Genomic DNA, 13,613 nt, shown 5'->3' on the forward strand with positions numbered 1-13,613 from the left:
AATAGTTATCAATAATATTATCAATAAAATTTGTCCTGAAACAAAAAAGTCTGTTAAACATGAGGTTATAAGGGTGACGGCGTTAACAACGGGAAGTGAAGCCTGGTGGCAGTCGAAAAATGGGCCAGAATGGGAACGTCTGAGGGCGAGCTATCGCGTCACCTTCTGGTGGCGAGACCCGGCAGGAACGCAGAAAACGTCAGCAGTTAAACGCGTCTGGCTCTACATCACCGGCGTGACCGATCACCATCAACATGCCCGCCCGCAGTCCCTCGAGCGCATCCCGGATACCGACGTCTGGCAGTGGCAGGGCGAGTTCAGCCCCGAGTGGCGCGGGAGCTACTGTTTTATCCCTTCTGTGAATGAAAATGATTTTGCCAGCGCAGTGTTTGAAGGCGCGCAGCCGGACCGCATGGCGCTGCGCGAAGGCTGGCGCAAGCTGCTGCCGCACGCGGTTTCCGACCCGCTGAATCCGCAGAGCTGGCGCGGCGGGCGCGGCCACGCCGTCTCGGCACTGGAGATGCCGGACGCCCCCGTTCAGCCCGGCTGGAGTCGTCCCGATACGCCGTATCAGCCGCCGGTCTGCATTGAGTGGAACAGCGCGCGTTTGAACAACCGCCGCCGCGTGTGGATTTATACCACCGGTGACGAGAACCCCCAACGCCCGCTGGCGGTGCTGCTTGACGGGCAGTTCTGGGCCGAAAGCATGCCCGTCTGGCCCGCGCTGGCGTCGCTCACCACCGAGCGCAAACTGCCGCCTGCGGTCTACGTCTTAATTGATGCGATCGATACAGAACATCGCAGCCGGGAACTGCCCTGTTACCGCGATTTCTGGCTGGCGGTGCAGGAAGAACTTCTCCCTCAAGTCAACAATCTCGCGCCATTTAGCGACCGCGCCGACCGTACCGTGGTGGCGGGCCAGAGCTTTGGCGGACTCTCTTCGCTTTATGCTGGCCTCAACTGGCCGCAGCGTTTTGGCTGCGTGCTGAGCCAGTCCGGCTCGTACTGGTGGCCGCACCGCGGCGGGCAGCTGGAAGGGTGCCTCATCGAACAGCTCAGAGCGGGTGAGCTAACCGCGAGCGGGCTGCGTATCGTTCTTGAGGCTGGGCGCAACGAGCCGCTGATTTTCAATGCCAATCAGGCGATTTACGCCGAACTACACGCGCAGCAGCAGGTTACCTGGCGTCAGGTTGACGGCGGACACGACGCGCTTTGCTGGCGCGGTGGGCTGACGCAGGGGCTGATGACCCTCTGGCAGCCGCTCATTCACTAACGGAGTCTGTATGGAATTCAGCAATCCTTTCGATAATCCGCAGGGACAGTTCGCCATTTTGCAAAACGACCAGGGGCAGTACAGCCTGTGGCCGCAGCAGTGCGAACTGCCTGCGGGGTGGCGCGTGGTGTGCGAAGCGCAGTCTCAGGAGGCGTGCCAGCAGTGGCTGGCCGGGCACTGGCGCACGCTTGAACCGTCCCACTTTGCGGAGGGAAGCGCATGAATCGTCTACCTCTCGTCGCCGCCCAGCCGGGTATCTGGATGGCGGAACAGCTGTCCTCCCTGCCAAACGCCTGGAGCGTGGCGCACTACACCGAACTGAAAGGCGATATCGACGCGCCGTTGCTGGCAAAAGCCATTGCGGAAGGCATGATGCAGGCCGATACCCTGCGGATGCGTTTTGCCGAGGAGAACGGCGAGGTGTGGCAGTGGGTGGATGACACCTTCATTCTGCCGGAACCGTCCATCGTTCGCGTTACCTCTCACGACGCCGCCGTGGCGCTAATGGAGGCCGATCTTAACCAGAACCTGCGCGTCGACAGCGGTCAGCCGCTGGCGTTTCACCATCTGATTCAGGTGGGAGAAAGCCACTGGTACTGGTATCAGCGCTATCACCATCTGGTGGTGGATGGCTTCAGCTTCCCGGCCATTACCCGCCAGATCGCCGCTATTTACGCCGCGTGGAAAAAGGGTGAACCGATGCCCGCCTCCCCGTTTACGTCGTTTGCCGAGGTGGTGGACGAGTATCAGCGCTATCGCGACAGCGAGGCGTACGCACGCGACGGTGTGTTCTGGGCGGAGCAGCGCAGGCAGCTTCCTTCTCCGGTCTCGCTCTCTTCCGCGCCGTTGCCGGGACGCGCCGCCACCACCGATATCCTGCGCCTGAAAATCGCCGCCGACGGCCGCGCCTTCAGCCAGCTTGCGCAGGCGGCAGGGCAGGCGCAGCGCACCGATCTGGCGCTTGCGCTGGTGGCGCTGTGGCTGGGCCGCCTGACCGGGCGGCTCGACTACGCCGCCGGGTTTATCTTTATGCGCCGCATGGGCTCCGCCGCGCTGACCGCGACCGGGCCGGTGCTCAATGTCCTGCCGCTGGCGGTGAATATCAACCCGCAGGAGAGCCTGCCGGCGCTGGCGCTGCGCCTGGCGAACCAGCTGAAAAAAATGCGCCGCCACCAGCGCTACGACGCCGAGCAGATCGTGCGCGACAGCGGGCGTGCCGCGGGCGACGAAGCGTTGTTTGGCCCGGTGCTGAACGTTAAGGTGTTCGATTATCAGCTGGATATCGACGGCGTGGAGGCCATCACCCACACGCTGGCAACCGGCCCGGTGAACGATCTGGAGCTGGCGCTGTTCCCGGACGAGCAGGGCGGCTTGAGCATTGAGATCCTCGCCAATAAACAGCGTTACGATGAGGCGACGCTCACCCGTCACGTCGCGCGTCTGAACGCGATGCTGATGCAGTTTGCGGCCAACCCTGACCTGCGCTGCGGCGAAGTGGAAACCGTTTCGGAGCAGGAATACCAGCAGCTGGCGCGCATCAACGATACCGGGCTGGCGCTGCCGTCTACCACGCTGGCGGATCTGGTGGCGGAGCAGGCGAGCAAAACGCCGGACGCCCCCGCGCTGGCGGATGCGCATATTGAACTCAGCTATCGTCAGATGCGCGAGCAGGTGGTCGCGCTGGCAAACCTGCTGCGCGCGCGCGGCGTGAAGCCGGGCGACAGCGTGGCGGTGGCCCTGCCGCGCTCGGTGTTCCTGACGCTGGCGCTGCACGGCATCGTCGAGGCCGGTGCCGCGTGGCTGCCGCTCGACACCGGCTACCCTGACGATCGCCTGCGGATGATGCTCGAGGACGCGAAGCCGTCCCTGCTCATTACCACCGACGAGCAGCTCCCGCGCTTTAGCGATCTGCCGATTACCGCTTTTAGTTACAACACACTGTTACCGGCTGCGGATGCGGAACCGCTGCGCCTGGCGAAGCCGGAGCAGACGGCGTACATCATCTTTACCTCCGGTTCGACGGGCCGCCCGAAAGGGGTCATGGTCGGCCATACCGCCATCGTTAACCGCCTGAAGTGGATGCAGGACCATTACCCGCTGGACGCGACGGACGTGGTGGCGCAGAAAACGCCGTGCAGCTTTGACGTGTCGGTGTGGGAGTTCTGGTGGCCGTTTATCGCCGGGGCGAAGCTGGTGATGGCCGAGCCGGACGCGCACCGCGATCCGCAGGCGATGCAGAGCTTCTTCGCCCGGTACGGCGTGACCACCACCCACTTCGTGCCGTCGATGCTGGCGGCCTTTGTCGCCTCGCTGACGCCGGAAAACGCGGCGTGCTGCAAAACCCTAAAGCAGGTGTTCTGCAGCGGCGAAGCGCTGCCGACCGAGCTGTGCCGCGAGTGGGAACAGCTCACCCGTGCGCCGCTGCATAACCTCTATGGCCCAACGGAAGCGGCAGTGGACGTGAGCTGGTATCCGGCGTTTGGCCCCGAGCTGGCGGCGGTGGAGGGAAACAGCGTGCTAATTGGCTTCCCGGTGTGGAACACGGGGCTGCGCATTCTGGACGCGATGATGCGCCCGGTGCCGTTCGGCGTGGCGGGCGACCTTTATCTCACCGGCATTCAGCTGGCGCAGGGGTATCTGGGCCGTCCGGACCTCACCGCCAGCCGCTTTATTGCCGACCCGTTTGCCCCCGGCGAGCGGATGTACCGCACCGGCGACGTTGCCCGCTGGCTCGACAACGGCGCGGTGGAATATCTCGGCCGCAGCGACGATCAGCTGAAAATTCGCGGCCAGCGCATCGAGCTGGGTGAAATCGACCGGGCGATGCTGTCGCTGCCGGACGTGGCCCAGGCCGTGGCGCACGCCTGCGTGTTCAACCAGGCGGCGGCCACCGGCGGCGATGCCCGCCAGCTGGTGGGATACCTGGTCTCTGAATCCGGTTTACCGCTGGATCGCGACGCGCTGCTGGAATCGCTCAAAGCCCAGTTGCCGCCGCACATGGTGCCGGTGGTGCTGCTGCAAATCAGCGCGCTGCCGCTCAGCGCGAACGGCAAGCTCGACCGCAAGGCGCTGCCGCTGCCGGAGCTGACGAGTAAAATCTCCGGCCGCGCGCCGGAGACGGAAACCGAAGCCGCCGTCGCGCAGGCGTTTTCCGCCCTGCTGGACTGCGAGGTCAACGACATTGAGGCCGACTTCTTTGCCCTCGGTGGCCACTCGCTGCTGGCGATGCGCCTGGCGGCGCAGCTAAGCCGCGCGTTCGAGCGCAGGGTGACGCCGGGGCAGATTATGGTCGCCTCCACGGTGAGCAAGCTCAGCGCGCTGCTGGACTCGCAGATGAGCGACGAGCAGGCGCAGCGTCTGGGGTATGAAACCCTGCTGCCGCTGCGCGAAGGCGACGGCCCGACGCTGTTCTGCTTCCATCCCGCGTCCGGCTTTGCCTGGCAGTTTAGCGTGCTGGCGCGCTACCTCAGCCCGCGCTGGTCTATCGTCGGCATTCAGTCGCCGCGCCCGGACGGGCCGATGCAGCAGCGTGCGGATCTGGATGGAGTGATTGAGCATCATCTGGCTACGCTGCGTCAGCAGCAGCCGCAGGGGCCGTATTATCTGTGCGGCTATTCCCTCGGCGGCACGCTGGCGCAGGGCATTGCCGCCCGTCTGCGCGAGCAGGGTCAGGAGGTGGCCTTCCTCGGCCTGCTGGACACCTGGCCGCCGGAAACCCAGAACTGGGCGGAGAAAGAGGCCAACGGCCTCGACCCGGAAGTGCTGGCGGAAATCGAGCGCGAGCGTCAGGCGTTTATCGCGGCCCAGCAGGGGCAGGGCTCCAGCGAGCTGTTTAACGCTATCGAAGGCAACTACGCCGACGCGGTACGACTGCTCACCACGGCGCACAGCGCGCGGTTTGACGGCAAAGCGACGCTGTTCGTCGCCGAGCGGACGCGAACGATGGATCCGCAGGTCGCGTGGGCGCCGTGGGTGGCGGAGCTTGAGGTGTACAGCCAGGACTGCGCCCACGTGGATATCATTTCACCGCAGGCGTTTGAGAAGATCGGGCCGGTGTTGAAAGGGATATTGGGGTAACGTTAACAGCCCCTCACCCCAGCCCTCTCCCCAAAGGGGAGAGGGTGTAATCGTCCCCTCTCCCCTTTGGGGAGAGGGTCAGGGTGAGGGGACATCAGACCGCACGTTTGCCCAACGGCACCACCAGCGGCGTACCCGCCACCGGATCGTCAATAATCATGCAGCGCATGCCGTAGATCCGCTCGATCAGCTCCGGCGTTACAATCTCTTTCGGCGCGCCCTGCGCCACAATCTCCCCGTCTCGCAAGGCAATCAGATGCGTGGCGTAGCGGCACGCCTGGTTTAAATCGTGCAGCACCGCTGCCAGGGTATACCCCTGCGTGCGGTTCAGCTCGCTCAGCAGCTCCAGCAGATCAATCTGATGGCTGATGTCGAGCCAGGTCGTCGGCTCATCCAGCAGCATGATCGAGGTCTCCTGCGCTAGCACCATCGCGATCCACGCGCGCTGACGCTGTCCGCCGGAAAGAGTGTCCACGCTCTGCTGGGCCAGATCGGTAATCCCCGTTGCTACCATCGCGCGGCTGACCGCTTCGTCGTCCTCTTTGCGCCAGCGGGTGAACAGCGGCTGGTGCGGATAGCGCCCGCGCGAGACCAGCTCCTGCACCGTGATGTCCCCCGGCGTGGTGGCGTTCTGCGCCAGCAGCCCGATGCGCCGCGCTACCTCTTTGCTGGCAAAGCGCTGGATCTGCTCCCCGTCGAGGAACACGCTGCCTTCAGACGGCGTCATCAGGCGGCTCAGGGTGCGCAGCAGGGTCGATTTGCCGCAGCCGTTTGGCCCAATAATTGCGGTGAAGTGGCCGTCCGGAATGGCGACGGACAGGTCACGAGCAATGATTTTTTTGCCGTAGCCGAGGGTGAGGTTTTCGCCGCGCAAGCGGGTGGTTGTGTCTGTCATTTCCTGCGTGACTCCTGAACGAGCAAGACGATGAGGTAAATCCCGCCGAGGCTGACGGTCACCACGCCCACTGGCAGTTGATAAGGCATAAACAGCCGCTGGGCGCAGAGATCGGCGGCCAGCAGCAGCAGCGCGCCGCACAGAGCCGCCTGGGTTAAGCCCCAGCACGCCGTCCCGCTAAGGCGGCGGGCGATGTGCGGTGCCACGAGGGCGATAAACGAGATCGGCCCGGCAATCGCGGTGGAGGCGGCGGTCAGCAGTACGGCGACCAGCATCAGCATCAGGCGTGAGCGTTCGACGCCCACGCCCAGCGCGCAGGCGCTGTCGTCGCCCATCTCCAGCAGGCGCATACGCCGCACCAGCAGCAGCGCGCCGATAAACATCAGCAAAATCAGCGGCGCGGCGGGCCAGGCTTTGCCCCACGTCAGGCCGTTGAGCGAACCGGCGTACCACAGCCCGGCGGAGAGCGCGGTTTCCAGCGAGGCCTGCAGCAACAGCCAGGTGTTAAAGGCCATCAGCATGGCGCGGATGCCGATCCCGATGATGATCAGGCGGAAGGTGTCGATGCCGTTGCGCCAGGCCAGCGCCCAGATCAGTAAGGACGTCAGAATGCCGCCGGCCATTGCCGTAAAGGTAATCGCCGTCAGGTGCTGACCAAACAGCACCATCGCCACCAGCACGCCGCTCCAGGCCCCGGTGTTGAGGCCCATCACGTCCGGGCTGCCGAGCGGGTTGCGCATCAGCGACTGGAATATCGCACCGCTCACGCCGAGCGCCGCGCCGACCAGAATCGCCATCGCCACGCGGGGCAGTCGCCACTCCGTCACCACCATGGTGATGTTGCGCGGCGCGCTGCCGAGCAGGGCGTTAAACACCTGAGAAAAATCGAGTGTCACCGCGCCGCTGCGCAGGCTCCAGACCGCCAGCAGCAGAATGGCGATAAGCAGCAGCGAGACGCTGATAAGTAAACGACGGGATGGGGCCATCATGCGCCACCTCCGCGTTTACGACGAACCAGGAAGATCAGCACCGGCGCGCCGATAAAGGCGCTGACCACCGAGACGCGCAGCTCGCCGGGCACCAGCAGGCGGCCCAGCACGTCCGCAAACAGCAGCAGAGCAGGGGTGGCCAGCAGCGTCACCGGCAGCGACCAGCGGTGATCCGCCCCCACCAGCCAGCGCGCCATGTGCGGCATCATCAGGCCAATAAAGGCGATCGGGCCGACCACCGCGGTCGCGCTGCCGCACAGAACCGTGATGGCGAGCAGACCAATCAGCTGCGTGCGCGCCACGCGGTTGCCGAGGGCGGTCGCGGTGTCGCTGCCGAGGCTCAGGCTGTTGAGCGACCGGCTTAAAAACAGCGCCACGGCGGCAGCGATAATGACCGGGATCGCCACCACTTTTAGGGTTTCAAGGGTGCGGATATCCAGCGAACCGGCCTGCCAGAAGCGCAGCTGGTCGTAAACATCCGGGTTGAGCAGGGCGATGCCGTTGGATAGGCCTTCCAGCACCGCCGCGAGCGCCACGCCCGCAAGCGTCAGGCGGACCGGACTCAGCTGACCGCCGCCCTGGCTGCCGGTAAACGCGACCACCAGCGAGGCGGCCAGCGCGCCGCAGAAGGCCATCGCCAGCTGTTCGGAGGGTGAGGTCAACCCGAACAGCGCCGCGCCGAGCACGATGGCAAAGCTGGCGCCGGAGTTGACGCCGAGAATGCCGGGGTCCGCCAGCGGGTTACGGGTAAGGGTTTGCATCAGGGCACCGGCAAGGCCGAGCGCGCCACCCGCCAGCAGTCCGGCAAGCGTGCGGGGCAGTCGGGCGTCGAGCACGATGATGCAGTCAGCGCTCTGGCAGGTACCGGAGAGCGCATCAACGATAACGGACGCGGGCAGCGGCTTCGCGCCGACCAGCAGGCTGAGTGCAACCGCAAGGCTCAGGAGCAGCAGTAAAACGGGCACGGCAACGGCGCGCACCGCAGAAGAGGAAAACGACATAGCAACATCCATGATTTGATAATGATAGTGATTATCGTTATCTATCTTATTTGGCTATGTTAGCATGTGCGCCCATGGAAAGGGTAGAAATAGACTCAAGGCTTTGTCATGAATCAAAAATCCTGGCTGCTCAACCTCAGCCTGCTGAAAACGCACCCGGCGTATCGCGCCGTATTTATCGCTCGCTTTATCTCCATTTTGTCCCTCGGGCTGCTCGGCGTGGCCGTGCCGGTACAGATCCAGACCATGACGCACTCCAGCTGGCTGGTGGGGTTATCCGTCACCTTAACCGGCGGGGCGATGTTCATCGGCCTGATGGTCGGCGGCGTGCTGGCGGACCGCTACGAGCGTAAAAAGCTGATCCTGCTGGCGCGCGGCACCTGCGGCGTGGGCTTTATCGGGCTGTGTCTGAACGCCATGCTGCCGGAGCCGTCGCTGATCGCGATTTATGCCCTGGGGCTGTGGGACGGCTTTTTTGCCTCGCTGGGCGTGACGGCGCTGCTGGCGGCGACGCCCGCGCTGGTCGGGCGTGAGAACCTGATGCAGGCGGGGGCGATCACCATGCTCACCGTGCGCCTCGGCTCGGTGATTTCACCGATGGTGGGCGGCCTGCTGCTGGCGACCGGCAACGTGGCGTGGAACTACGGCCTGGCGGCGGCGGGGACCTTCATCACCACGCTGACGCTGCTGCGCCTGCCGCTGCTGCCACCTCCGCCGCAGCCGCGCGAGCATCCGCTGAAATCGCTGATGGCCGCGATTCGTTTTCTGTTCAGCAACCCGCTGATTGGCGGCATTGCGCTGCTCGGCGGCCTGCTGACCATGGCGAGCGCCGTGCGCGTGCTCTACCCGGCATTAGCGGGAGAGTGGCAGATGAGCGCCTCGGAGATTGGTATTCTCTACGCCACCATTCCGCTCGGCGCGGCGTGCGGGGCGCTGACCAGCGGCAACCTGGCGCAGAGCGCGCGTCCGGGGCTGATTATGCTGCTTGCCACGCTGGCGTCGTTTATCGCCATCGGCTTCTTCAGCCTGATGCCGGTGTGGGCGCTGGGCGTGTTGTGCCTGGTGATCTTCGGCTGGCTGAGCGCTATCAGCTCGCTGCTACAGTACACCCTGATCCAGACCCAGACGCCGGAAGGCATGCTCGGGCGCATTAACGGCCTGTGGACGGCGCAGAACGTCACGGGGGATGCGATTGGCGCGGCGATCCTCGGCGGCCTGGGAGCGATGATGACTCCGGTGGCCTCGGCGAGCAGCAGCGGGTTTGTACTGGCAATTATTGGCGTGGTTTTATTAATGTCGTTGGCAGAATTGCGCCGATTCAGGCAGGAGAGCATCTTGACTTTGTAGGTCGGGTAAGGCGTAGCCGCCACCCGACAAAACGCCCGGTGGCGCTGCGCTTACCGGGCCTACGGGGAACGTGCCACTTATTTAAAAATTGAATTTAAACGCTGCAACACCAACATCGCGCTGTAATAATCCAGGCGGAACGTCTCGGTTCCCAATGCCCAAACCCGTTTGTTTTTCACCGACGGCAGATGCGCCAGCAGCGGGTTGGCGTAAATCGCATCCACGTCTTTCTGGTCGCCGGCAAACACAAACAGCCCTTCGCCGTTCAGCCCCGTCGCCAGGTTTTCCCCTCCCAGCTGAATAATGTCGTGGCGTTTGCCCTGGCTTTTAGAGGTCTGCAGCCCGGTGGGCAGCTCCGCCAGCGTAAAGCCCAGCTGGTGCAGCAGCTTGCCCTGCGCGGATTCCGCGGTCCACAGGTTAGCGCTGTGCGCGGCGGCGGTGTAGACGATGGCGTTCACCGGCTGCGGCGGCAGCTTCATCTGCTGTTTCACCTGCGCGAGCTGTTTATCAAACGCGGCAATGCGCTCTGCGGCCTGTTTTTCCTGTCCGGTGATGGTGCCCAACTGGGTCAGCAGTTCCTGCCAGCTCTTGTCGTCGTAGTTGATGATAAGCGTTGGGGCGATGGCGGAGAGCTGATCGTACAGCGCCAGCGCGGAATCCCCACCGGTGGCGCTGATCAAAATCAGATCCGGCATCTGGGCGGCAACCGCTTCGGCGCTCGGCTCGCCGATGTACAGCCGCGCAACCTTGCGCTGTTTCGCAATATCACCCCACTGGCGCAGGAAACCCTGACCATCCGCCACGCGGTTGTTCGGCGTGGTCGCGCCGCTGGCGACGACCGGTGCGTCAATCGCCAACAGGGAGCCGGTTAAGGTCACGCTGGTGGAGACAATGCGCGTCGGTTTGTTCTCAAGCGTGTGAACGCCGCGGCTGTCGGTCACCTGACGCGGCCAGTCGGCGGCAGCGGCTGAGGCAAGTCCTAAAACAAAAAGTCCAGGTACAAGCAGGGTATTACGGAATAGGGCAGGGAATTTCACAGCGCGACATCCTGTTTTTGTTGAAGATAATGCTTCTCATTTTCATGGCTACCGCGAAGGGATGCAAGCTTTTGTCGCACAAGTTATTTGCCCGACGGTTGACAGCGAAGCGATGTGGGATTAGGTTAGCCGACGAAAATATAAATGATAATCATTATTGCTTCTTTTATCATTTTAAGGAGGATGATATGGACACGTCCCTGGCTGAGGAAGTTCAGCACAACGCGACCACGCTGCAATCAGACAGCTTTTTCTTTATGTCGCCTTACCGCAGTTTTACCACGTCCGGCTGTTTTGCCCGTTTCTCTGAGTCCGCCGTTGGCGGCGACGATCCGGCAGGCCGCTTCCAGCAGAAATTAGCCCAGGCTTTTCGGAATGCAAAAGCCAGCGGCATCGCCCATCCGGTCATGGTTGGGGCCATCCCTTTCGATACCCGCAAGCCGTCTTCGCTGTTTATTCCCGAACGCTGGCAGACGTTTTCCCGCCCGGCGCGTCAGCAGTCTTCACGTTATTTTTCCGGCTCGCAGGCGCTGAAGGTTGAACAACGCACCGAGATCCCCTCGCAGCCCGTGTTCGAAGAGATGGTCGCTCGCGCCGCGTCGCTCACCGCCACGCCGCAGGTGAACAAGGTGGTGCTATCGCGCCTGATCGACATTGCGACCGATAAACACATTGATAGCGGTGCGCTGATGGAGCGCCTGATCGCCCAGAACCCGGCGAGCTTTAACTTCCACGTGCCGCTGGAAGACGGCGGCGTGCTGCTGGGGGCAAGCCCCGAACTGCTGCTGCGCAAAGAGGGCGGGCACTTTAGCTCGCTGCCGCTGGCAGGCTCGGCGCGTCGTCAGCCGGACGACGTATTAGATCGCGAAGCGGGCAATAAGCTGCTGGCCTCCGAAAAGGACCGTCACGAGCACGACCTGGTGACCCAGGCGATGAAGGCCATTCTGGCACCGCGCAGCCACCATCTGAGCATGCCGGATTCTCCTCAGCTGATTACCACGCCGACGCTGTGGCATCTGGCGACGCCGGTAGAAGGCGAGGCGCGTGAAAATGAAAACGCCCTGACGCTGGCCTGCCTGCTGCACCCGACCCCGGCGCTGAGCGGCTTCCCGCATCAGGTAGCAAAAGAACTGATTGCCGAGCTGGAGCCGTTCGACCGCGAGCTGTTCGGCGGCATCGTCGGCTGGTGCGACAGCGAAGGCAACGGCGAGTGGGTGGTGACCATCCGCTGCGCGCGTCTGAATAAAAATACCGTTCGCCTGTTTGCCGGTGCGGGCATTGTGCCCGCCTCCTCGCCGGTGGGCGAGTGGCGCGAAACGGGCGTGAAGCTCTCCACCATGCTCAACGTGTTTGGCCTGCACTAAGGAACACTCATGACCATTCCCTTTACCCGCTGGCCTGAGGAATTCGCCCGCCGCTACCGCGAAAAAGGCTACTGGCAGGATCGGCCGTTGACCCACATCCTGACGGATCGCGCGGACAGCGATGCCGTGGCGATAATCGACGGCGAGCGGCACATCACCTACCGCGCGTTTAATCAGGCGGTGAACAACCTCGCGTCCGCCCTTCAGGCGCAGGGGCTGCACCGCGGCGAGACCGCGCTGGTGCAGCTCGGCAACGTGGCCGAGTTCTACATCACCTTCTTCGCGCTGCTGCAGATCGGCGTCGCGCCGGTGAACGCGCTCTTTAGCCATCAGCGCAGCGAGCTGAACGCCTACGCGGAGCAGATCAAACCCGCCGTGCTGATTGCCGATCGCGACCACGCGCTGTTTGCGGGCGATGATTTTCTCAACGCCTTTGTGGATGCGCACCGCTCGGCACGCGTCGTACTCCTGCGCGGCGATAAGGCTGACCACGCCCTGGAAGCGGCGATTGCGCGTCCGGCGGACAACTTCATCCCGAACCCGACGCCCGCCGACGAGGTGGCCTTCTTCCAGCTCTCCGGCGGCAGCACCGGCACGCCGAAGCTGATCCCGCGCACGCATAACGACTACGACTACAGCATCCGCCGCAGCAACGAGATCTGCGGCATCACCGCCGAAACGCGTTACCTGAACGCGCTGCCCGCGGCGCATAACTACGCCATGAGCTCGCCGGGATCGTTAGGCGTCTTCACCGCGGGCGGCTGCGTGGTGCTGGCGAACGATCCGAGCGCCACGCTCTGTTTCCCGCTGATTGAACGGCATCAGATTAACGTCACCTCGCTGGTCCCTCCGGCGGTCAGCCTGTGGCTGCAGGCGATTGCCGACGGCGCGGGGAGCGCGCAGCTCACTTCCCTCAAGCTGCTGCAGGTGGGGGGCGCACGCCTCTCCGCCACGCTCGCGGCGCGCATTCCGGTGGAAATCGGCTGCCAGCTTCAGCAGGTGTTCGGCATGGCGGAAGGGCTGGTGAACTACACCGCGCTCGATGACTTGCCGGAGCGCATCATCAACACCCAGGGCCGCCCGATGTGCCCGGACGACGAAGTGTGGGTGGCGGACGAGCACGGCAACCCGCTGCCGCGCGGTGAGGTTGGGCGTCTGATGACGCGCGGGCCGTATACCTTCCGCGGCTATTTCAACAGCCCGGAACACAACGCCAGCGCCTTTGACGCCGACGGCTTTTACTGCTCCGGCGATCTGATTGCCATTGACGAGCAGGGCTACATCACCGTGCAGGGGCGCGAGAAGGATCAGATCAACCGCGGCGGCGAGAAGATCGCCGCCGAAGAGATCGAAAACCTGCTGCTGCGCCATGAGGCGGTGATCCACGTCGCGCTGGTGAGCATGGAGGATAGCCTGCTGGGCGAAAAAAGCTGCGCGTATCTGGTGGTGAAACAGCCCCTGCGTGCGGTCGAGGTGCGTCGCTTCCTGCGCGAGCAGGGCGTTGCCGAATTCAAGCTGCCGGACCGCGTGGAGAGTGTGGATGCGCTCCCGCTGACGCCGGTCGGCAAAGTCGATAAGAAACAGTTGCGCCTGTGGCTTGCTGAACGCGCCCGGGGCTGAGGAACAGAGT

10 protein-coding genes are annotated in these 13,613 nt (G+C 63.7%); 6 read left to right on the forward strand and 4 right to left on the reverse strand.

Annotated features, from left to right (window positions below; all coding sequences use genetic code 11):
- The first annotated feature begins 73 nt into the window (after positions 1-73).
- The 3 genes from fes to entF are packed head-to-tail and all read left to right on the forward strand — an operon-like array spanning position 74 to position 5,350.
- Entirely contained in the window at positions 74-1,273 is a 1,200-nt protein-coding gene (gene fes / locus GVO84_RS05690) for an enterochelin esterase (protein ID WP_159513626.1), read from the forward strand.
- Positions 1,274-1,283: 10 nt separating this feature from the next.
- Positions 1,284-1,496 carry an MbtH family protein gene (locus GVO84_RS05695; RefSeq protein WP_032662857.1) on the forward strand — a complete coding sequence of 71 codons (213 nt, stop codon included), beginning with the start codon at positions 1,284-1,286 and terminating at the stop codon, positions 1,494-1,496.
- Entirely contained in the window at positions 1,493-5,350 is a 3,858-nt protein-coding gene (entF, locus tag GVO84_RS05700) for an enterobactin non-ribosomal peptide synthetase EntF (protein ID WP_159513627.1), read from the forward strand. Before GVO84_RS05695 ends, entF begins: the two co-directional genes overlap by 4 nt.
- A 94-nt stretch (positions 5,351-5,444) precedes the next feature.
- Here the strand turns inward: entF and fepC are convergent, their stop codons facing one another.
- Genes fepC through fepD form a run of 3 tightly spaced genes read right to left on the reverse strand, consistent with a single transcriptional unit; the run spans position 5,445 to position 8,235 of the window.
- The gene (gene fepC, locus GVO84_RS05705) at positions 5,445-6,245 is read right to left on the reverse strand and encodes an iron-enterobactin ABC transporter ATP-binding protein (protein ID WP_121425493.1); all 801 of its coding nucleotides are present in this window, start codon (positions 6,243-6,245) and stop codon (positions 5,445-5,447) included.
- Entirely contained in the window at positions 6,242-7,231 is a 990-nt protein-coding gene (gene fepG, locus GVO84_RS05710; RefSeq protein WP_159515605.1) for an iron-enterobactin ABC transporter permease, read from the reverse strand. The genes fepC and fepG overlap by 4 nt, the downstream gene beginning before the upstream one ends.
- Positions 7,231-8,235 (reverse strand): Fe(3+)-siderophore ABC transporter permease, encoded by a 1,005-nt coding sequence (gene fepD, locus GVO84_RS05715; protein ID WP_159513628.1) that lies wholly within the window; start codon positions 8,233-8,235, stop codon positions 7,231-7,233. The genes fepG and fepD overlap by 1 nt, the downstream gene beginning before the upstream one ends.
- Positions 8,236-8,343: 108 nt before the next feature.
- Between fepD and entS the strand changes: the two genes are divergently transcribed.
- On the forward strand, positions 8,344-9,582 hold the full coding sequence (entS, locus tag GVO84_RS05720) for an enterobactin transporter EntS (RefSeq protein WP_159513629.1): 1,239 nt from the start codon (positions 8,344-8,346) through the stop codon (positions 9,580-9,582).
- Between the two features lie 77 nt (positions 9,583-9,659).
- Here the strand turns inward: entS and fepB are convergent, their stop codons facing one another.
- Complete coding sequence (fepB, locus tag GVO84_RS05725) at positions 9,660-10,619, reverse strand: Fe2+-enterobactin ABC transporter substrate-binding protein (protein WP_159513630.1); 960 nt, start codon at positions 10,617-10,619, stop codon at positions 9,660-9,662.
- A gap of 188 nt (positions 10,620-10,807) precedes the next feature.
- On the opposite strand from fepB, the gene entC reads away from it, so the two are divergent.
- Complete coding sequence (entC, locus tag GVO84_RS05730; RefSeq protein ID WP_159513631.1) at positions 10,808-11,983, forward strand: isochorismate synthase EntC; 1,176 nt, start codon at positions 10,808-10,810, stop codon at positions 11,981-11,983.
- Between the two features lie 9 nt (positions 11,984-11,992).
- Positions 11,993-13,603: a (2,3-dihydroxybenzoyl)adenylate synthase EntE gene (gene entE / locus GVO84_RS05735; RefSeq protein WP_159513632.1), complete on the forward strand. Its 1,611-nt coding sequence runs from the start codon at positions 11,993-11,995 to the stop codon at positions 13,601-13,603.
- Positions 13,604-13,613 lie beyond the last annotated feature (10 nt).

This window comes from Enterobacter sp. SM3 (assembly GCF_009811935.2).
Taxonomy (GTDB): domain Bacteria; phylum Pseudomonadota; class Gammaproteobacteria; order Enterobacterales; family Enterobacteriaceae; genus Enterobacter; species Enterobacter asburiae_D.